23 protein-coding genes are annotated in these 17,325 nt (G+C 73.2%); 8 read left to right on the forward strand and 15 right to left on the reverse strand.

All coding sequences use genetic code 11. The features are described from left to right. Nucleotides 1-13 precede the first annotated feature (13 nt). The 5 genes from ACH414_RS00780 to ACH414_RS00800 are packed head-to-tail and all read right to left on the reverse strand — an operon-like array spanning nt 14 to nt 4,254. On the reverse strand, nt 14-886 hold the full coding sequence (locus tag ACH414_RS00780) for a galactosyltransferase-related protein (protein ID WP_398940469.1): 873 nt from the start codon (nt 884-886) through the stop codon (nt 14-16). Next, on the reverse strand, nt 883-1,881 hold the full coding sequence (locus ACH414_RS00785; RefSeq protein ID WP_391768034.1) for a glycosyltransferase: 999 nt from the start codon (nt 1,879-1,881) through the stop codon (nt 883-885). The genes ACH414_RS00780 and ACH414_RS00785 overlap by 4 nt, the downstream gene beginning before the upstream one ends. After that, nucleotides 1,878-2,951 carry a glycosyltransferase family 4 protein gene (locus ACH414_RS00790; RefSeq protein ID WP_382544941.1) on the reverse strand — a complete coding sequence of 358 codons (1,074 nt, stop codon included), beginning with the start codon at nt 2,949-2,951 and terminating at the stop codon, nt 1,878-1,880. The genes ACH414_RS00785 and ACH414_RS00790 overlap by 4 nt, the downstream gene beginning before the upstream one ends. Further along, nucleotides 2,948-4,069 carry a glycosyltransferase family 1 protein gene (locus tag ACH414_RS00795; RefSeq protein WP_398940470.1) on the reverse strand — a complete coding sequence of 374 codons (1,122 nt, stop codon included), beginning with the start codon at nt 4,067-4,069 and terminating at the stop codon, nt 2,948-2,950. Before ACH414_RS00795 ends, ACH414_RS00790 begins: the two co-directional genes overlap by 4 nt. An 8-nt stretch (nt 4,070-4,077) precedes the next feature. After that, complete coding sequence (locus ACH414_RS00800; protein WP_382544935.1) at nt 4,078-4,254, reverse strand: hypothetical protein; 177 nt, start codon at nt 4,252-4,254, stop codon at nt 4,078-4,080. A 199-nt stretch (nt 4,255-4,453) separates the two neighbouring features. Here ACH414_RS00800 and ACH414_RS00805 point away from each other — a divergent pair, with 199 nt between their 5' ends. From ACH414_RS00805 to ACH414_RS00820, 4 genes are all read left to right on the forward strand, one after another. Beyond that, the gene (locus tag ACH414_RS00805) at nt 4,454-4,816 is read left to right on the forward strand and encodes an AsnC family transcriptional regulator (protein ID WP_382544932.1); all 363 of its coding nucleotides are present in this window, start codon (nt 4,454-4,456) and stop codon (nt 4,814-4,816) included. Next, entirely contained in the window at nt 4,813-5,652 is an 840-nt protein-coding gene (locus ACH414_RS00810) for an STAS domain-containing protein (RefSeq protein WP_398940471.1), read from the forward strand. The genes ACH414_RS00805 and ACH414_RS00810 overlap by 4 nt, the downstream gene beginning before the upstream one ends. Nucleotides 5,653-5,967: 315 nt before the next feature. Next, nucleotides 5,968-6,138 carry a hypothetical protein gene (locus ACH414_RS00815; protein ID WP_382544926.1) on the forward strand — a complete coding sequence of 57 codons (171 nt, stop codon included), beginning with the start codon at nt 5,968-5,970 and terminating at the stop codon, nt 6,136-6,138. A 49-nt stretch (nt 6,139-6,187) separates the two neighbouring features. After that, the gene (locus ACH414_RS00820) at nt 6,188-6,448 is read left to right on the forward strand and encodes a GlsB/YeaQ/YmgE family stress response membrane protein (RefSeq protein ID WP_382544923.1); all 261 of its coding nucleotides are present in this window, start codon (nt 6,188-6,190) and stop codon (nt 6,446-6,448) included. A 15-nt stretch (nt 6,449-6,463) separates the two neighbouring features. Here the strand turns inward: ACH414_RS00820 and ACH414_RS00825 are convergent, their stop codons facing one another. The 8 genes from ACH414_RS00825 to ACH414_RS00860 are packed head-to-tail and all read right to left on the reverse strand — an operon-like array spanning nt 6,464 to nt 10,269. Next, entirely contained in the window at nt 6,464-6,943 is a 480-nt protein-coding gene (locus tag ACH414_RS00825; protein WP_398940472.1) for a gas vesicle protein K, read from the reverse strand. Further along, the gene (locus ACH414_RS00830; protein ID WP_386561663.1) at nt 6,940-7,149 is read right to left on the reverse strand and encodes a gas vesicle protein; all 210 of its coding nucleotides are present in this window, start codon (nt 7,147-7,149) and stop codon (nt 6,940-6,942) included. The genes ACH414_RS00825 and ACH414_RS00830 overlap by 4 nt, the downstream gene beginning before the upstream one ends. Next, nucleotides 7,146-7,994, reverse strand: a complete 849-nt coding sequence (locus ACH414_RS00835; RefSeq protein ID WP_398940473.1) for a GvpL/GvpF family gas vesicle protein — start codon at nt 7,992-7,994, stop codon at nt 7,146-7,148. Before ACH414_RS00835 ends, ACH414_RS00830 begins: the two co-directional genes overlap by 4 nt. Next, a complete protein-coding gene (locus tag ACH414_RS00840) occupies nt 7,991-8,431 on the reverse strand; it encodes a gas vesicle protein (RefSeq protein ID WP_386561667.1) in 441 nt (146 codons plus the stop codon). The genes ACH414_RS00835 and ACH414_RS00840 overlap by 4 nt, the downstream gene beginning before the upstream one ends. Nucleotides 8,432-8,449: 18 nt before the next feature. Further along, entirely contained in the window at nt 8,450-8,698 is a 249-nt protein-coding gene (locus ACH414_RS00845; RefSeq protein ID WP_382544914.1) for a gas vesicle protein GvpG, read from the reverse strand. Between the two features lie 45 nt (nt 8,699-8,743). Beyond that, nucleotides 8,744-9,454 (reverse strand): GvpL/GvpF family gas vesicle protein, encoded by a 711-nt coding sequence (locus ACH414_RS00850; protein WP_383162128.1) that lies wholly within the window; start codon nt 9,452-9,454, stop codon nt 8,744-8,746. Nucleotides 9,455-9,457: 3 nt separating this feature from the next. Further along, the gene (locus ACH414_RS00855; protein ID WP_391768040.1) at nt 9,458-9,931 is read right to left on the reverse strand and encodes a gas vesicle structural protein GvpA; all 474 of its coding nucleotides are present in this window, start codon (nt 9,929-9,931) and stop codon (nt 9,458-9,460) included. Between the two features lie 29 nt (nt 9,932-9,960). Next, nucleotides 9,961-10,269 (reverse strand): gas vesicle protein, encoded by a 309-nt coding sequence (locus tag ACH414_RS00860; RefSeq protein WP_382544905.1) that lies wholly within the window; start codon nt 10,267-10,269, stop codon nt 9,961-9,963. A gap of 202 nt (nt 10,270-10,471) precedes the next feature. On the opposite strand from ACH414_RS00860, the gene ACH414_RS00865 reads away from it, so the two are divergent. Then, complete coding sequence (locus ACH414_RS00865; RefSeq protein WP_398940474.1) at nt 10,472-11,527, forward strand: histone protein; 1,056 nt, start codon at nt 10,472-10,474, stop codon at nt 11,525-11,527. A 3-nt stretch (nt 11,528-11,530) separates the two neighbouring features. Further along, nucleotides 11,531-12,571, forward strand: a complete 1,041-nt coding sequence (locus ACH414_RS00870) for an SRPBCC family protein (RefSeq protein ID WP_398940475.1) — start codon at nt 11,531-11,533, stop codon at nt 12,569-12,571. Between the two features lie 98 nt (nt 12,572-12,669). Here ACH414_RS00870 and ACH414_RS00875 read toward each other — a convergent pair whose 3' ends face one another. Continuing rightward, the gene (locus ACH414_RS00875; protein ID WP_382544896.1) at nt 12,670-12,843 is read right to left on the reverse strand and encodes a CsbD family protein; all 174 of its coding nucleotides are present in this window, start codon (nt 12,841-12,843) and stop codon (nt 12,670-12,672) included. A 228-nt stretch (nt 12,844-13,071) separates the two neighbouring features. On the opposite strand from ACH414_RS00875, the gene ACH414_RS00880 reads away from it, so the two are divergent. Continuing rightward, nucleotides 13,072-14,481: a vanadium-dependent haloperoxidase gene (locus ACH414_RS00880; RefSeq protein ID WP_386561677.1), complete on the forward strand. Its 1,410-nt coding sequence runs from the start codon at nt 13,072-13,074 to the stop codon at nt 14,479-14,481. 127 nt (nt 14,482-14,608) lie between these two features. After that, the gene (locus ACH414_RS00885) at nt 14,609-15,205 is read left to right on the forward strand and encodes a DM13 domain-containing protein (RefSeq protein WP_398940476.1); all 597 of its coding nucleotides are present in this window, start codon (nt 14,609-14,611) and stop codon (nt 15,203-15,205) included. 51 nt (nt 15,206-15,256) lie between these two features. Here ACH414_RS00885 and ACH414_RS00890 read toward each other — a convergent pair whose 3' ends face one another. Further along, nucleotides 15,257-17,008, reverse strand: coding sequence for a choice-of-anchor A family protein (locus ACH414_RS00890; RefSeq protein ID WP_398940477.1), 1,752 nt, complete (start codon nt 17,006-17,008; stop codon nt 15,257-15,259). Between the last annotated feature and the right edge of the window lie 317 nt (nt 17,009-17,325).

Genomic DNA, 17,325 nt, shown 5'->3' on the forward strand with positions numbered 1-17,325 from the left:
AGGAGCCGGCCGGTCACGGACGTGCCGCCGCGTGCGTGGCCTCCCAGGCGCCGGTCGCGGGATCGAAGCGGACCAGTCCCCTCCGGGCGAACGCGCGCAGCCAGCCCTCCATCGGCCACCATCCCCACCGGCGCCGGAAGAGGGCGCCGTTGCGCAGGATGTCGTCGAGGTGCCCCACCGGCGGGTCCTCCACGGGGTGGTGCTGGTGGTACGCGGGCGCACCGCCGAGCCAGCACAGGTCCACCCCGGCACGGTGGGCGAGCCGGGCGAAGTCCGTGTCCTCGCCGCCGTACCCGGTGTACTCCTCGCAGAACCCGCCGATCCGCCGCCAGGTGGCCGCGGTCAGGGCGAACGACAGGGACCAGAACAGATCCGGATCGCCCCCGCGCAGCAGCCGGCCCGGTCGCGGTGCGGGCCGGCCCGGGTGCGGGGCGGCCAGCTCCGGCAGGCGGGCGAGCCGGTAGCCGCCGGCCGGCGGGGGAGGGAGGTAGGCGACGGTCCCGCACAGCAGCAGCCCGTCGGCGGCCGCCTCGGCGTACCGCCCCACGCTCTCCCGGCCCGGGACGCAGTCGACGTCGAGGAAGACCAGGACGTCCGCGCCCAGGGCGAGGGCGCGCCGGGCTCCCGCGTTGCGGGCGGCGGCCAGCGGGAGGCGGCCGGGCAGCGGCACGGCCACGGGCACGACGGTGGCCGCCGGGCTGCCGCCGGCGGCGATCGCCCCGGCGGCGGGATCGTCCATCGTGGCCACCACGTAGCTGTCGGGGCGGCGGTCGGCCCGGGCGAGCGCGGACTGCTGGAGGGCGAGGTGCCGGTGGCGGCCGGCCACGAGGGTGATCACCGCCACGTGCGGCGGGGGCGCCGAGGCCCCCCGGTTCGGGCCGCTCATGACGCCCCCGCCGCGCCTGCCAGCGCGTCGAGGGCCCGGGCCGCGCGCTCGGCGCCGTCGCCGGGGGCCCAGCCGGCCCAGGCTTCGCCGTCGAGGGCCGCCGCCTCTTCGAGCAGCGACGGCCACTCGTCCGGCCGGGGCCACTCCTCGCGCACCACGGCCAGCCCGGCGTCGCGCAGCGCCCGGCCGGTGGCGTGCTGTTCGCCGAAGGGACGGTCCTGGGGCAGGACGACGGTGGGGCGACGGGCGGCCGCGCACTCGGCGACGGCGTTCTGGCCGCCGTGGGTGACGACCACGTCGGCGGCGCAGATCCGCGGCCACGGGTCCGCGGACCAGTCGCCGCCCGGCCCGCCGAGCAGGTCCCACCGCCAGTGCGGTGTCGCCGCCCGGGCCGCCCGCACCTGTTCCCCGGCGATGCCGCTGCCGCCCGCTCCGAGCATGAGCAGCACCCGCCGGGTCCCGTCTCGCGGGGGCGGCGTGGGAATGCGGCCGTCGTCCCGGGAGAACGCCGTCGCATAGACGGTCTTGTCGTACCAGTGCGCGGGCCAGCCGGGTTCGGGGACGGTGGCCGGCCAGGGCGCGAGCAGACGCAGCGCGAGGTCGTGACCGAGCCGGTGGGCGGCGTCCAGGCGCTCACCGCGCATGGCCGTGACGACCACGGGCACCCCCATCAGCCGGGCCAGGCACGCGACCTCGACGGAGACGTCGCTGACCAGCAGCGCGGGCCGGGTCCGCCCCAGCCATCCGGCGAGGGTGGCCATGCGCTCGGTGTAGCCGTCGTGGAAGAGGGGCGCCCAGTGCAGCCGCCCCTGGGCGCGGGCGTCGACGGCGGCGGGGCCGCCCGTGTCGAGCGGGAGGCGGATCCACGGCCCCGGCCAGTCGGCCGGCCGCTCCAGGCTGGACAGGCCGGTGACGGGGCAGCGGGTGTGCCGGGCGATGCACAGGGCGCGGTGCAGGTGCCCGAGCCCGTGGTGGTGGACGTAGTAGCCGATCACGGCAGCAGCTCCTCGTACAGGGCCTCGTAGCGGTCGGTCATCCGGCCCAGGGAGCAGAAGGCCTCCGCCCGCTCCCGGCACGCGCGTCGGCTCAGCGCCGTCGTCTCGTGGACCGCCGCGGCCAGGGCCGAGACGTCGGGATACGGGACGAGCCGGCCGCAGTCGGGGGTGAGGATCTCGGCGAGGGCGCCGCGGTCGAAGCCGACCACCGGCGTGCCGCAGGCCAGGGACTCGGCGACGACCAGCCCGTACGGTTCGTCCCAGCAGGGGGTCACCAGGGTGGCCCGCGCCGAGCCGACCAGCGCGGCCAGCTCCCCGCGGGCCAGATGGCCCGCGTACCGGATCCCGCCGCCGAGCCGGGGCGCCACGCGGTCGCGGAAGTAGCCGGCGTCGGCGACGGGCCCCGCGAGCGTCAGCGGGAGCCCCGCCTCGGCCGCGGCGGCGATGGCCAGGTCGGGGCCCTTCTCGGGCACGATCCGCCCGGACCACACCAGACCGCCGCCGCCGGCTCCGGCGGGCCACAGCCGCAGGTCGATCCCGTTGTGCACCACCTGCGCGCAGCGCACCAGCGGCTGCCAGGAGCGCGCCGTGTGGTCGCTGACGGCCGTGAAGGAGCCGCAGCCCGTCGGGTCGGTCTGGATCGCCGACTCCAGCCAGGGGGTGGGCGGGGTGTGCAGGGTGGTGACGACCGGTGCGGGCACGGCCGGCGCCATGGCGACGGGGAGGTAGTGGAGGCTGTTGTTGTGGACGAGGTCGTACGCCGAGCCGCCCTCACCGCGGGCGAGGTCGAGCATGAGCCGCAGGTAGGCGTGGTGCTCGTGCATCGCGGAGGGGTCGGTCATGCTGAGGTCCGTGCGCGCCGCGGAGCTCAGCCGCGGGGTGTGCACGGCCAGTTCGCGCACGCCCAGGTCCGGGTCGGATCCGGCGGCCGCGAACAGGGAGATACGGTGCCCCCGCCGGCTCAGGGCGGAGGCGAGCGCCCAGGTGTGGGCTTCGAGGCCGCCGGCGAAGGGCTCCCGGATGGGGAAGCGCGCCGAGGCGATGAGGGCGATGCGCAGGGGGCGGCTCACGTGAGGCAGCGTTCGTAGAGCGCGCGGTGCGCCGCGGCCAGGGCCGCGCGTTCGCCCTCCCGGACGGGCGGGTGGGCGCGGGGCGCCGGGCGGCGGGCGTGCGCCTGGCGCACGGCGGCGTCGAGCGACCGTACGTCGAGGCCGTCGGGACCGTGCCGGTAGAGGTGGCAGGGGCGCTGCTCGGCGTAGTAGCCGCAGTCGGGGGCGGCCACCGCGGTGCCGAGGTCGTAGCAGGCCTCCAGCCAGCCCGAGTGGGTGCCGAAGGTGTAGGGGAGCACCGAGAGGTCCAGGGAGCGCAGATAGGCCCACAGCGCGTCGTCGTCGAAGTAGTCGTGGACCCGCAGGTCCACCGCCCCCGCGGCGGCCAGCTCGGTCAGCCCCGCGACCACGTCGGGAGCGTGCGCGTGCGCGGCGGGGTCGTGCGTGTCGGTGTGGATGTCCACCCGCAGCCGCGCGTCCGGCAGCTCCGCCGTGATCGCCGCGAGCGCACGGACGACCGGCAGCGGCGCCATGTTGGGCCGCAGGCTCTTGGCGTGCACCCCGATGACGAAGCCGGGGCGTGAGGCCCGTGGGCCGGAGAGTTCCGGTTCCTCCACGACGTGGGGGTGGGGCAGGACGTGCGCGGTGCGGCCCCAGCGGGCCGCGATCTCGGCCGCCGCACCGGGGGTGAGCGTGATCAGGCAGTCGGCGGCGGGGACCAGCACGTCGAGGGCGGCGTCGTGGCCGCGGCGGTCTCGGTGGTGGGGGTTGCGGAGGTCGTGGACGGTCTGCACCAGCGGCTTGCCGTGCCGCCGCAGTTCGCCCACGAGCTCCGCGAGTTGCCGCGGGCTCTGCGCGTCGAAGCCGAAGTGGAGGTGGTACACGTCGAAGCTGTCGTGGTGGTCGCGGACCCAGGCGGGGTCCAGCATCACCGGGGGCCACCAGCGCTGGGAGGTGCTGGGAGCGCCGTCGGGGCGCGGGTCCGGCAGCAGCACGACTCCGTCGGAGCCGTCCGCGGCGTGCACGTGCCGGACGTAGACGTGCCCGGCGGGGACCGAGGCGACGCGGATCTCGCCGGGCGCGGGGACGGGGGACCGCCGCGCGTGCGGGGCGGCCTGCTGAGCGGGGCGGGGGGCCATGCCGGGCCCTAGTCCTCGCCCCGGACGATGTTCTCGTCCGGATTCCCGTCCGGCACGGCAGACGGTCCCTCGCTCTCGGCGCCGTCGGGCCCCGGCGGGAGCACGATGGCGCGCCGACAGGTCCTGATGCCGTCGTCGAGCGGAGCACGGCTGGTGGCCGACTGGGCCGCTGCCTGGGCCTCCATGGCCAACATCTCCTTATGTGGGTAGATAGCGCGCATCTCTACGATGTGCCGCTTTCCTACCTTGCGGCGCGTACCCCGGGTGCCCGTGGCCATGCCCGCGGCCATGCCGGTCCGGGCGCTTCGGAGCTGCCGGCGGGGCCTGGCGGAATCCGGATTCCGGTCTGGTGAAACCGGAATCGCAAATCATATAATTTCGGGCATGGAGCCGACGCGGTCCCGGACCAGCTGGACGTTCGTCACCCACCACGCCCGGATCCTCGCCCTCATCATGAGCGACCCGGAGACGCGGCTGCGGGACATCGCCGAGACCTGCCGGATCACCGAACGCGCGGCACAGGCCATCGTCACCGACCTGGAGGGCGCCGGGTATCTCACCCGGATGCGCAACGGGCGTCGCAACCACTACGAGGTGACGCCCGGCACCGCCTTCCGCCACCCGGCCGAGGGACAGCGCGAGATCGCGGACCTCCTCCGGCTGCTGGCCGGCCAGGGCCCCCAGGCAGGGGCGGCCGGGCGACCGGCCACGGACGCGGAGGGGACCGTCGAGGGAGCAAGGCCGTGACCCGCCATCCAGGACGCGTGCGCGCCGCCGGGGCGGAACCCGCCGACGGCCTCCTGCCCCGTTCGGTCGCCACCGTCATCTTCGTGCCGGGCCCCCGGCGGGTACTGGCGCGCGTGAGCGGCGAGGTCGACACGGCCGACGTCCTCGGCCTCCGCGAGCGCCTGGCCCTGGCCCTGGCGGCCAGCCGCACGGGACTCGACATCGACCTGTCGGCCGTCACCTTCTGCGACAGCTCCGGGCTGCACGTCCTGCTGGACCTGAACCGGCAGGCCCTGGACTCGGGAAAGAGCCTCGTCCTCAGCGCGCTGAGCGCCCCGGTGGCCCTCCTGCTCGACAGGTCCGGGACCCGCCGGGTGCTCGCGGTGGGCACGGAGCCGGGCGGCGGCGCGGGTCCGCCCCCGCCCGCGGCAGCACGAGAGGTCCCGAGCACCCCGGCGGACTTCGCGATCGGCACCAGGCGCTCCGGACCGACCGTGCGGCTCACGCCCAGCGGAGAGCTGGACATGGACGCCGGCCCCGCACTCGACGCGGTCCGGCCCGCCCTGGAGGGCGCCGACGTGGTCGTGTGCGACATGCGGCACCTCACCTTCCTCGACGTGACGGGCCTCGCCCTCCTCCTCGCCTTCGTCCGCTACCTGACCGCGTCCGGCATCGCGTTCCTCACCTACAACTGGCAGGGCCAGCCGCGTCGGCTCCTGGACCTCCTCGACGACCGGTACGCGACCGCCGACCGCCGCCGCCCCACCCTGCTGCTGCGCCGCCTCCAGGGCTCCGCCTCGGCCGCCCGGGCAGCCGGCGCGGCCCGATCCCGGCCCGACCCCCAGGACAGCCCCTAGCGCACGGCGCCGCCACGATCACCCCGGTCTCCACACCGTCTCGCCGTGGATGTTTGAAATCGCATTCACGGCGAAGAAGCGCAGATAGCTGTGGAAGACCACAGGTGATTTCCAGGAGATATCCGTGAACTGTCGGTGGACGCCCCGGGCACTCATGTGCCGGACCTTCGCGCGGTTCACGAAGTGGGGAATCCACCTGATGGTGTGGGGCGGGCGAATGGCGCTGCGGCGAGGTCTGCGCGCGATGACCCCGAAACCCCTCCGGCGCTGGACATAGGGCCCGCTGCGGGCCCGGGGCAGGGGAAAGGACGGGACATGGGGACGTGGCAGAAGGCGAAGGCCCAGATGGAGGAAGCGGGAGGCAAGGCCGTCAGGAAGAGCGCCCACGCGATGCGCAACGAGAAACTGGCGGCCAAGGGCGGAGCCCTCGAAGCCCGGGGAAAGGCCCGGCACCTGAAGGAGCAGGCGAAGGACAGACTCTCCTGACCCCGACCGGCTTTCCACGCAACGGACAAGGAAGGAAACAGAAGGAATCATGGGCATACTCGCTTGGATCCTCCTCGGGCTTTTCGCGGGCATCATCGCCAAGATGTTGATGCCCGGAAAGGACCCGGGCGGCATCATCGTCACCACGCTCATCGGCATCGCCGGCGGCCTTCTCGGCGGATGGCTCGGCAAGGTCATCTTCCACGTCGACTCCGTCGACGGGTTCTTCGAGCTCTCCACCTGGATAGCCGCCATCGTCGGATCCGTCATCCTCCTCGCGCTCTACCGCCTCGTCGCGCGCCGCACTTGACGCCCCGCCGGCTCGTCAGCGCCCCGGCGGCATGAGATGGCCGAGCGGCCCGAGGTCGAGGTCGAGATCCTCGAGGCGGTAGCCGTGCTCGGCGCACAGCTCGCTCATGCGCTCGTGCAGAGCGAGAAGCGTGGCGCCGAGCTCCTCCTCCTGCGCGTCGGTCAGACCGCCCGCGTCGACGCGGCGCAGCGCCTGGCGTTCGATGAGCTGGCGCAGCAGCTCGACGACGGTGAGGACGAGCTTGAGCAGGTCCTCGCCGACGGTGTCGGGGCCGGTGCGCAGGAGATGGGCCGGGGGATCCCCCCGGCGGGCCCCGCCGGGAGCTTCCGGCGGGGCCTGCAGCAGTCGGAAGGCCCGGGCCAGGGGGGCACCGAGCGCTTCCGCCCCGGGGGGCCGTGCCGGTTCCGGGCGCGGCGCGGGCTGTGCGGGATCCGCGGGGTCCGCGGGCCCTGCCCGGTCGGGGCGCTGTGACAGGGGGCCGAGTTCGTCGTTCATGGCCGGTCACCCGGTTCGAAGGGGTCGTCCGTGGCGGTGACGGAGGTGATGAGGGCGCGCAGGGAGATGCGTACGAGATCGATGTCGGCGATCGACAGCACGATGTCCCCGGTGATGACGACCCCGCCGGCGAGGAGCCGGTCGAGGAGGTCCACCAGGGCGACCTGCCGGGCCGGCAGGGGTGCGTCGCGTTCGGCGGCGGTCATGGCCGCGCGCCCGGAGGGTCCGTCTCCGTGGGCCGGTCCGGTGGGGTGGCGAAGGAGTACGGCGCCCAGGGGCCGGTGACTTCGACGCGGATGCCGGGCAGGTCCCGGCCCGCCTGACGGAGCGCGGCGCGGAAGTCCTCGGCCCGGTCGTCCGGGACGAGATAGGAGTCGTTGAGGACGTTCTCGCCGTTCTCGCGGCGGGTGAGCGGTCCGGCCTGCGGCGGGTGACGGACGGTCCGGGTGGCGTACCGGGCCGCCGCGGCGGCGATCAGGTCCGCCGCACGTCCCGCCTGCAGATGGTGCTCCTCCCGGGCGTGGCGTTGGGCCCGGCGGGCTTGCAGGTAGGCCTTCCCGGGGCTCGGCGCGGCAAGGGCGTCGGTCCCGGCCGGGGCGCCGGAGGGAGCGTCGGGTGCCTCCGCCTCGGGGACGACGTAGATCTTGACCCCGTACTCGGTGTGGTGGGCGAGGAGCGCCAGCCGGGCCGCGAAGGCGTCCTGTTCCTCCCGCAGGGCCGCGAGCGCGCGCTCGTCGTCCTGGTAGAGGGTGGCGAGCCGCAGGGGCAGGACGCTCGTGTGCTCCATGAGGACCTGGATGACGTGGTGGTGGGCCCTGGCGGTCTCCTCGAGCCAGGCGAGGTCCTCGAAACGGGACCTGAGGACGTCCTCCGTCCACCGGGCGGCGGGGACCCGGCTGATGACGAAGGCGGGGCCGTCCACCGGGCCGGCGGGGGAGAGGAGGGCGACCTGCGCGTCGCCCACGCCGCGCAGGTCGGCCAGCGGTCCGTCGAGCCGCGCGGCGGGAGCAACCACGGCGTAGACGTAGGTGACGCTCGGCTCGCCGGTCATGGCGGGGGTCCTTCCCGTCCGGCCCCGCCGGAGCGTCCGGCGTCACCCCGCCCGGGGCGCTCCTCCGCGACCGGCTCGCCTCCGCCTCCCGCGCCTTCGAGGCGGTCGCGGCGCAACGCCTCCAGCTCGGCGCGCAGGCGGCGGTTCTCCTCCGCCAGCGGGTCGCCGGCGTGGCGCGAGGACAACGACGGATCGTGCTCCCACCAGTCGATGCCCATCTCCTTGGCCTTGTCCACGGACGCGATCAGAATCCGCAGTTTGATCGTCAGCAGCTCGATGTCGAGAAGGTTGATGCGGATGTCGCCGGCGATCACGATGCCCTTGTCCAGGACGCGTTCGAGGATGTCGGCCAGTCCGGCCGACGAGGACGGCGGGTACGCCGCCGGTGCCGCCCGGGACGGCAGCGGGGCGATCCGGTGGGCCATCGGGTCAGTCACGGTTCCCGGCCTCCTCGGTCACGTCCGGCCCTGCCGGAAGAGCGCGATCTCGTCGAGTCGGTCGAGGAGTTCCTCCTCCTGGCGGTCGAACTCGGCTTCGTCGATCTCCCCGCACCGCAGCCGGCGCTCCAGCTCGGCCAGGGCCGCGTAGACCGGGGCGGGGTCGTAGTACACGTCGTAGGCCTGCTCCAGGGCCTGCTCCGCCGCCCACGCCACCAGGCGCACGGGCAGCAGCGGCGCGGTCAGCAGCTGGGTCAGCATCCCCATCTCTCCTCCTCGTCGCCACCGGTCCCGGACCGGCTGCGGACCGGGCTACACGAAGCTGTACGGGGGCAGCGGCCCGCTGAAGCGGAACTCGACGCCCTCGGCCTGCTCCGCGAGGCGCGCCTGCGCCCGCAGCAGGTCGTCCTTGTCGTCGTCGCGGACCAGGAGGGAGAGATTGAGGACGTCGCCGTCGGCCGGAGCGTGGGCGCGGTGCTCCTGTGCGAGCGGGACCAGCGCCCGGGCCAGTTCGTCGGACAGGCTCTCCTGCCGGCGCTGCACTTCGCCGGCGACGATCTCCCCCAGCTCCAGCGGCAGCCGGGGGTCGGCGTCGCCGCCCCGGATCCGGTCGTTGAGGGAACGGGCCCGGTCCGAGTCGCGGAGGATCTCCCGAAGCAGGGCGTCCTGGTCCCGGGAGGCCCTCACGTGGTACTCGGCACAGCCCCGCAGCCGCTCCAGGGCCTCCAGGTAGGCGTCCGCACGCTCCTCCAGCACCCGGACGACGGCCTGGTCGTCGGGGGCGGTGTAACCGAACTGCAGCGGAAGGACCGGCCCGTCGGCCATGAGTCTCTCCTGCACCGCCTGGTGGGCGGAGAGGTCCCGGCGCTTGGGCCGGATCTCCTCCTCGATGTCCGAGACGACCGCGCGCAGCCGTCCGGCGGTGACGACGCGCACCGGCGCGGGTTCGGCCCCGACGCCGGTCAGCCCGTCCAGCCGGCACGGATGCGCGGCGGCGGTGATGGAGTACACGTAGAGAGGCATCGTCTACTCCCTCTCCCGGCGCGCGGAGCGCCGCGCAGGCCGCCGGCGGCGGGGGGCCTCCTGCTCCTCCGGCTCCTCTTCCGGTTCCTCTTCGGGTTCTTCCTGCTCCTCGTCGTCGGCCTTGCCGGTGAGGGACTGGGTCACGGCGTCCACGACGCCGCCGATGGCGCCCTTGGACTTGCCGTGAGCCCCGCTCTCCACCGCGTCCCCGACGACATCGGTCAGCTGGGCGGGGGCCTTCCGGCCCGCTTCCAGGTCGAGGCGGTTGCAGGCCTCGGCGAAGCGCAGGTAGGTGTCGACACTGGCCACGACGATCCGTGCGTCGATCTTGAGGATCTCGATTCCGACGAGGGACACCCGGACGAACACGTCGATCACGAGACCGCGGTCGAGGATCAACTCCAGGACGTCGTAGAGGCTCGTGCCCCCGCCGCCACTTCTGCTGAGGCTGTTTCCGCCCTGCGGCACCACGGTCATGGCCGCTTCCCTTCATGGGGCCGACCCGGTCAGGTCGGCCGGTCGATCATCGCCCTGCTGTAGCGCCGGGTCCGCTCGTACGCGACGAGGTCGCCGTCCTTGTCGAGGACGACCTTGTAACTGGCCAGAATGCTGGTGGTGTCGGGAACCCGCTCCACTTCCAGGACCTCGACCTGAGCCTCCCAGCCGTCCTCACTCGGCCGCAGGGAGGAGACCGACTCGGGGACGCGTCCCAGCAGCGTCGAGAGCTGTTCCACCGCCGCGCGCATGGCCTGCGCGGGGCCCTTCGCCCCGCGGCGCGTCGCCGGCTTGCGTGCGGCCGGCTTCTCTGCGGCCATCGACTTGCTCCCCTCGGGAACTGGACCGTACGCCTGCCCGGAGAGATCGCCCGCAAACACCTTAATTACGACGTTATTTCTGATTTCGGTTGATTCCATGCATATCTGGCACGGCATGGAGCAGTCCAGTGGTGATGTGCAAGCGGGGCGTGTGGCTGTCGTCGAGAGCCGTCGGCGAGTCACCTGGCGAAGGGAAGGGCCCATGGAGGACACGACCAAGCTGGCCCTGGCGGCCGCGGTCGCCGGGGGCTACGTACTGGGGCGGACGAAGAAGGGGCGCCTCGCCCTGAGCCTGATCACCTTCGCCGCAGGCCGCCGTCTCGGCCTCGACCCGAGAGAGATCGCGACCCAGGGGCTGAAGAAGCTGAGCGAGATGCCCCAGGTGGCCGAGCTCGGCGAACAGATCAGGGGAGAGGCGCTCGACGCCGGGCGCAAGGCCCTCGTGGCCACGGCGAACCGGGGGATGGCCAACCTCGCCGACTCGCTGCGCGACCACACCCTCGCCCTGGGGCGGGACGACGAGGACGAGGGCGAGGACGAGGAGGAGTACGAGGACGAGGAAGGCGGCTACGAGGAGGAGGGCGAGGACGGCGACGAACCCTACGAGGACGAGGAGGAACCCGAGGAGGGGGAGGAGCCCGAGGAGGACGAAGGGGACGAGGGGGACCAGCGGGACGAGGAGGGCGAGGAAGCCGAGGAAGCCGAGGAAGCCGAGGAAGGGGAGGAAGGCGAGGAGGGTGAGGAAGCCGAGGAAGGTGAGGCAGAACCGCCGCCTCGTCGTCGGTCCGCCCGCCGGTCCGCGCCCGCCGCTTCCTCCAAGGCGCCTCAGCGACGCAGCCCGGCCCGCAAGGCCGCCCCGGCCAAGAAGACGGCGTCGGCCAGGAAGGCCACGAGCGCCGCGAAGCGCAGCGCCCCCGCCCGGCAGACCGCCGCCGCGAAGAAGGCCGCCCCCAGGAAGACGGCTGCGAAGCCGGCCGAGAGGAAACCGGCCGAGAGGAAGCCGGCCGAGAGGAAGCCGGCCCAGAGGAAACCGGCCGAGAAGAAGCCTGCCGAGAAGAAGCCTGCCGCGCGGAAGACGGCGGCGAAGAAGGCGGCACCGAGGAAGGCGGCACAGAAGCCGACGGCGTCGAGAAGGACGTCGGCGAAGAAGGCGGCGCCCCAGAAGACGGCACCGAAGAAGACGGCGGCGAAGAAGACGGCGGCGAAGAAGACCACCGCGGCCTCGACGGCCCGCCGCAAGTCGACCACGGGGAGGTAGACCATGGCCACCCAACGTGCGGCCGGCGGCACCCGCTCCGGGTTCGACCGGCTGCTGGACGAAGCCTCCGCGTATCTGTCGGCGCAGGCGGAACGCGTCGCCGACAAGGCGGTGGACAAGCTGGGCGACGTGACCGACGGGCTCTACGACATGGCCGAGAACGGCGGCAGTCTCGGGGACCTCGGCGGCCGCCTGCTCAAGGGCGACTCCCCGGTGAAAGCCGTGCTCGGCAACACGTTCAGCGGGCTCAAGGACAAGGTCACGGGCTCCGGGTCCGGCGGCAAGAAGAAGAACCGCAAGGCCGGCGCCAAGGCGATGAACATCATCGAGACCCTCGACGTGGGCGTGCCGCTGCGCACCGCTTACGACCACTGGACCCAGTACGAGAACTTCAGCAGCTTCGCCAAGGGGGTGCGGCAGGTCTCGCAGGGCGATGACACGACCACCGACTGGAAGGTCAAGGTCGGCCCGTCCACCCGCAGCTGGAAAGCCACCGTCCAGGAGCAGATTCCGGACGAGAGGATCGTCTGGACGTCCGACGGGCCCAAGGGGTCCACGCGCGGATGCGTGAGCTTCCACGAACTCGCGCCCTCCCTCACGCGCATCCTCGTGGTCGTCGAGTACTACCCGGCCGGGTTCTTCGAGAAGACCGGCAATCTGTGGCGGGCCCAGGGCCGGCGCCTGCGCCTGGACCTGAAGCACTTCGGCCGCTTCGTCACGCTCACCGACGAGGAACCGCAGGGGTGGCGCGGGGAGATCGAGGGCGGGGAGGTCGTCGTCACGCACGAGGAGGCCCTCGAAGAGGAGGAGTCCGCCGAGGACGACTGGGAGGAGGGCGAAGAGCCCGAGGAGGGGGACTCCGGCGAGGAGGGCGAGGAGGGCGAGGAGGACGAGGAGGACGAGGAGGACGAGGAGGACCAGGAGTACGAGGAAGACGCCGACGACGAGCCGGACGATGAGGCGGACGGCGAGGCGGACGACGAGGACGAGGACGAGGACGAGGCTGACGAGGAGGAGCCCGTCCCGGCGGGGCGCCGACGCTGAGACGCCGAATCGGCGGAGCGTCACGGAGGAAGGCCGGCGGCCGAGCCGCCGGCCTTCCGGCCTGTCGTGGGTGTCGTCGGTGTCGTGGGTGTCGTCGGTCAGTGCTTGAGGGTGTCCTTGGCCTTCTGCCCGGTCTGCTTCGCATCGCCGGCGATCTGCTCGGCGCGGCCCTTCATCTCAAGGCTCTCGTTGCCGACGGCCTTTCCGGTGGCCTCCTTCGTCTTGCCCTTGATGGTCTTGCCCACGTTCTTGGCCTTCTTGCCCGTGGCCATCCCGGTCACCTCCAAAGAGACTCATCGGTGCGCTACCCCAAGAAAAGGAGAAAACACCTGCAAAACGGTCACCTATGCCCGGGTGTCACCGAGGCATTCGGTCATGTAGGCACGCGGGGTCGGCCATTCTGCTGCGGTACGGACCAAGTCCGCCCACGGCGCGCGCCATGATCTCGCGCGCCACCGGATGCGTGGTGAGCAGCCGACGTGATCACAAGGAGCACCCCCATGGCCCGTGTCCCTCGACGCCGGTTCAGAGCCCTGGCGGTCGCCGCCGTCCTGGCAGCCACCGGGACGCTGCTGACCGCCTCGCCGCAGCCCGCGCAGGCGGCCCTGCCGCCCCAGACCATCAAGGACCCCGTCCACTACTGGAACGACGTCCTGCTGAACGTCGTCCGGCGCGAGGGCGGCGGCCCCGGCCCGATGTCCCGTGCCGCGGCCATGATGAACGCCGCGATCTACGACGCCGAGAGCTCCTACCAGCTCAAGTGGAAGGGCAGGATCACCTCCGAGCCGTACATCCACGCCGAGAAGTACGCCGGCTGGATCGAAGGCCCCGACGAGGAGGAGCGGGTCATCGGCCGCACGGCCTACAACATCCTGCTCAGGCTGTACGGCAAGAACCAGACCGCCTACCTCGACGCCCGCTTCCGGGAACGCTTCGGCACCGAGCCCACCGACTTCGACCTCCTCGACGCGACCGTCGTCAGCAAGATGGTCACGCAGATGACGGACGCCCGGAACGGCGACGGGTCGGACGACGACCGCGTCTACGTGGCCGACAACGTGCCGGGCGCCTGGCGGCCGACGAGCTACCCCGACATGCAGGACCCCAACTGCGCCCAGGCGAGCCAGGCCGTCACCCCGTACTGGGGCCAGGTCAAGCCCTTCGCCCTCACCTCCGGTTCGCAGTTCCGGCCGCCCACCCCCGGTCTGTACGGGACGTACGAGCAGCTGCTGGCGAGCGACGCGTACAAGGCGCAGGTCGAGGCCGTCCGCGCGGCCGGCGCCGACAAGCCGACCGCGAAGACCCCGGTGATCAACCGCACTCCCGACCAGGAGGCGGCGGCCTGGTTCTGGGCCAACGACAACGACGGCACCTACAAGCCCCCGGGGCAGCTGCTCCAGGCCACCCGCGAGATCGCCACCGCGCGCGGACTGAACACGTACGAGAACGCGAAGCTGTTCGCCCTGGTCTCGATCGCGATGGCCGACGCCGGCATCGCCGTCCGCGACGTGAAGTTCCTGACGCCCATCGACCTGTGGCGGCCGGTCTCCGCGATCCGGGACGGCGGACTCGACCCCGAGTGGAAGCCGCTCCTGAAGAACCCGGCCGGCGTCAACGTCACGCCCTGCTTCCCGGCCTGGGCCTCGGGCCACGCCACGTTCGGCGCGTCCTGGGCCGGCATCATGAAGCGCTACTTCGGCTCGGACGGCATCGCCTTCGACATCACCACCGACGAGCCCCGCTCGCCGGTCAAGACCCGCCACTTCACCAGCTTCAGCGCCGCGGCCCGCGAGGACGCGTACAGCAGGATCTGGCTCGGCGTGCACTTCCCGTGGGACGCCGAGGACGGCCTCACCCTCGGCGACAAGATCGCGAACCATGTCTTCACCACGAGGCTGCGCAGGCTCTGAGCCTGCGGACGCACCGGCCCCGGCCCGATGACGTAAGCCTTTCGTCAGCGGGCCGGGGCTGTCCCGCGGGCCTCCGGTCGCCTTGGATGGCGGACGAAGGCGCACAGCGGACACGGAGGAGGGCGTCGTGGGAAGCGGTACGAGGAAGCGGTGGTGGGGCGCGGTGAGCGTCGTGGGCCTGGTGGCGGCGGTGGCCGGGCTGCTGTGGTTCGAGCCCTGGGCGCTGTGGGTGGACGAGACGGTCCACGAGGCGCTGCCCTCCACGGGCGCGACCTCCCCGGCGCCGGCCGCCCCGCCCTCCGCGCCGGCCGGCCCGCCCTCCGCGTCGGCCGCCCCGCCCTCCGCGCCGGCCGCCCCGCCACCGGCCGGCCCCGTCACCGTCGCCCAGGGCCGTCTCGTCAGCCACGAGCACACCACCACGGGAGTGGTGAAGATCGTCCGGCTCGCGGACGGCAGCCAGACGCTCCGCCTCGAGGGCCTGGACACGAGCAACGGCCCGGACCTGCACGTATGGCTGAGCGACGCGCCCGTGCGGGAGGACGGGGCGGGCTGGGGCGTCTTCGACGACGGGAAGTACCTCGACCTCGCCCGGCTGAAGGGCAACAGGGGAGACCAGAACTACCCGCTGCCCTCCGGCTTCGACTGGTCGGCCTACCCGAGCGTCAGCATCTGGTGCGACCGCTTCGACGTCTCGTTCGGGGCCGCGGCGCTCGCCCGCACCTGACGCCCGGTTCCCGGCGGGGAGCCGGGCGCCGCACGGCAGGGTGCGGCGCGGTCATCGCGGGGCGGGCGCACGGTGCTCGGCCGCCGGTCGGCGACTCGCCCTGGCGCAGTTGCCGCCTTCGTCGCCGTACCCCTCCTCGCCGTACCCCTCGTCGCCGTAGCCGCCGGGCTCGCACGGCTCCGGACCGGGGTCGGGCTTCTCGTCGCGGCTGTTGTCGAGGCGGACGACCACGGTCTCCTGGCCGTCACCGACGACATACGGTCCCGCCACCGGGTCCCTGGGCAGCACGTATCCGTCGGGGACCGCCGTCTCCCGGAGGTAGTACGTGCCGTGCTCCAGCTCGCCGAAGGAGCACAGTCCCGCGAAGTTCGTGGTGCAGGCGGCTCCGACGCGACTGTCGGGGGAGCCGCCGGAGGTCTGGAGCCCGGCCCGCCCGTTGGTCTCCTTCCACAGCTCGAAGGTCGCGCCGCGCAGCGGCAGACCGGACTCGGCGTCGGACTTGAGCAGGTGCACGGAGCCGATGCCGGGCACGAGCGGGGTGCGGGAGTTGGGGGCGGTGACGCTCACCCCCGCCTCGGCGTTCTCCGGGGTCAGGTTCAGCGGCCCGAAGACCGCCGGCGACGGCAGGTCGTACCCCTCCGGTGCCCGCGTCTCCTGCCAGTAGAACGTCCCGGGCTCGACCGTCCGGGCACAGACCCCGTCCGCGCCCGTGGTGCACACGTCGCCGACCCGGGTGTCGGGCGTCGCGCCGCCGGTCTGCAGGCCGGCCGTGCCGTTCGACTCCTTCCACAGCTGGAACTGCGCGCCGGGGAGCGCGTCGCCGGACTCCGCGTCCTTCTTCTCCACCCGTACGACGCCGGAGACGGTGGTGGTGCCGTCGCAGGCCGGCAGGTCGCCGTTGAAGGGGTAGGCGTGGAACTCCTCGCCGCCGGCCCGCCCCGCCGGGCTGGTGTGGGTGAGGGAGCCGGTGGTGAAGAAGCGCCCGTTGACGCCCGGCAGCGAGACGGTCGTGCGTGACGTCTGGTTGCCGATGAGGAAGCTGCCCTGGAACTGTCCGGAACCGACGAGGTCCACCGAGGCGGCGTCGGGGAAGTTCCACAGGAGCCGCTCGCGGTAGGCGTTGAGCGGGTCGGTGTCGGCGATGTCACCGCTGTAGGTGTTGATCGTCCGGTCGGCACCGAGGACGTTCACGAGGACGGTCGCACCGGCCGGGATGTTCGCGAAGACGATCCCCTGTGTGGAGCCGTTCGGGCCGGCCAGGTCGAAGTCGACGTTGAAGACCTGGAGCGGTGAGCTTCCGTCGCCGGTGAAGAGCGTCTGGTAGCCCTGGTTGACGGCGCTGCCGGTGGGGGTGCGCGGCGCTCCGTCCACGCGCGCGTAGCACTGGCTCGCGGCGGTCAGCCGGTCCCGGAGGGCGGTGTAGGGGGCGGTGGCGTTCGGGTCCTGGACGAGGGTGGCCGCGACGGTGCCGCTGACCGTGCCCGCGTGGCGGACGACTCCGCCCTCGGCCAGCAGCCGCTGGTCCTGCGCGACGGTGACGTTCCCGCCCGTGGTGAGCCAGTCCGCGCCCACCGGCGGCGGCACCTTCGATCCGACGCCGGCCTCGCCGACGTTGTAGGCCGCGCTGGCCCCGGCGTCCTTGTTCATGTCGAAGGAGCCCAGGACCACGAGCCGCCCCTCCGCCTCGGCCGCCCGGCCCCGGACGAGGTAGTCGTCGCCGACGAAGATGTTGATCGCGTTGTCCCGGCCCGCGATCGGGTCGTTGTCGATCGGCGGGAACGGGTCCGGGCAGTCGCCGGGCACGCACGGACCCAGCCCTCCGGGAAGTGTGTCCGCGGACGCCGGGGCGGCCCCCGGCCCGAGGACGAGGACGGGCACGGCGGCCAGAGCAACGGCGCAGGCGAGGCCGGCGGAACCGGCTCGCCACCGACGGCGCCCAGGGCGCCCGGATGTCAGCTTGGTCATGGCACGACTCTTCGTGCAGGACCCCCGCCGGGCTACCCGTGCGCGCGCACATTGGGCCGGCGGATACCGGGCCTCACCACGAGGTGTGAACGAAAGGCGCGAACGGAGTACACGACGCCCCGCACCCCCACGGCGCCGCGCCCCCTACCCCGACG

It is taken from the genome of Streptomyces sp. NPDC020422, from assembly GCF_044386705.1.
Lineage (GTDB): Bacteria > Actinomycetota > Actinomycetes > Streptomycetales > Streptomycetaceae > Streptomyces.

What these genes read in the sequence shown, in the direction of transcription:
- ACH414_RS00780 (WP_398940469.1), bottom strand. Translation starts at nt 886, where the DNA reads ATGAGCGGCCCGAACCGGGGGGCCTCGGCGCCCCCGCCGCACGTGGCG.
- ACH414_RS00795 (WP_398940470.1), bottom strand. Translation starts at nt 4,069, where the DNA reads ATGGCCCCCCGCCCCGCTCAGCAGGCCGCCCCGCACGCGCGGCGGTCC.
- ACH414_RS00800 (WP_382544935.1), bottom strand. Translation starts at nt 4,254, where the DNA reads ATGGAGGCCCAGGCAGCGGCCCAGTCGGCCACCAGCCGTGCTCCGCTC.
- ACH414_RS00805 (WP_382544932.1), top strand. Translation starts at nt 4,454, where the DNA reads ATGGAGCCGACGCGGTCCCGGACCAGCTGGACGTTCGTCACCCACCAC.
- ACH414_RS00815 (WP_382544926.1), top strand. Translation starts at nt 5,968, where the DNA reads ATGGGGACGTGGCAGAAGGCGAAGGCCCAGATGGAGGAAGCGGGAGGC.
- ACH414_RS00820 (WP_382544923.1), top strand. Translation starts at nt 6,188, where the DNA reads ATGGGCATACTCGCTTGGATCCTCCTCGGGCTTTTCGCGGGCATCATC.
- ACH414_RS00825 (WP_398940472.1), bottom strand. Translation starts at nt 6,943, where the DNA reads ATGAACGACGAACTCGGCCCCCTGTCACAGCGCCCCGACCGGGCAGGG.
- ACH414_RS00830 (WP_386561663.1), bottom strand. Translation starts at nt 7,149, where the DNA reads ATGACCGCCGCCGAACGCGACGCACCCCTGCCGGCCCGGCAGGTCGCC.
- ACH414_RS00835 (WP_398940473.1), bottom strand. Translation starts at nt 7,994, where the DNA reads ATGACCGGCGAGCCGAGCGTCACCTACGTCTACGCCGTGGTTGCTCCC.
- ACH414_RS00845 (WP_382544914.1), bottom strand. Translation starts at nt 8,698, where the DNA reads ATGGGGATGCTGACCCAGCTGCTGACCGCGCCGCTGCTGCCCGTGCGC.
- ACH414_RS00850 (WP_383162128.1), bottom strand. Translation starts at nt 9,454, where the DNA reads ATGCCTCTCTACGTGTACTCCATCACCGCCGCCGCGCATCCGTGCCGG.
- ACH414_RS00855 (WP_391768040.1), bottom strand. Translation starts at nt 9,931, where the DNA reads ATGACCGTGGTGCCGCAGGGCGGAAACAGCCTCAGCAGAAGTGGCGGC.
- ACH414_RS00860 (WP_382544905.1), bottom strand. Translation starts at nt 10,269, where the DNA reads ATGGCCGCAGAGAAGCCGGCCGCACGCAAGCCGGCGACGCGCCGCGGG.
- ACH414_RS00865 (WP_398940474.1), top strand. Translation starts at nt 10,472, where the DNA reads ATGGAGGACACGACCAAGCTGGCCCTGGCGGCCGCGGTCGCCGGGGGC.
- ACH414_RS00870 (WP_398940475.1), top strand. Translation starts at nt 11,531, where the DNA reads ATGGCCACCCAACGTGCGGCCGGCGGCACCCGCTCCGGGTTCGACCGG.
- ACH414_RS00875 (WP_382544896.1), bottom strand. Translation starts at nt 12,843, where the DNA reads ATGGCCACGGGCAAGAAGGCCAAGAACGTGGGCAAGACCATCAAGGGC.
- ACH414_RS00880 (WP_386561677.1), top strand. Translation starts at nt 13,072, where the DNA reads ATGGCCCGTGTCCCTCGACGCCGGTTCAGAGCCCTGGCGGTCGCCGCC.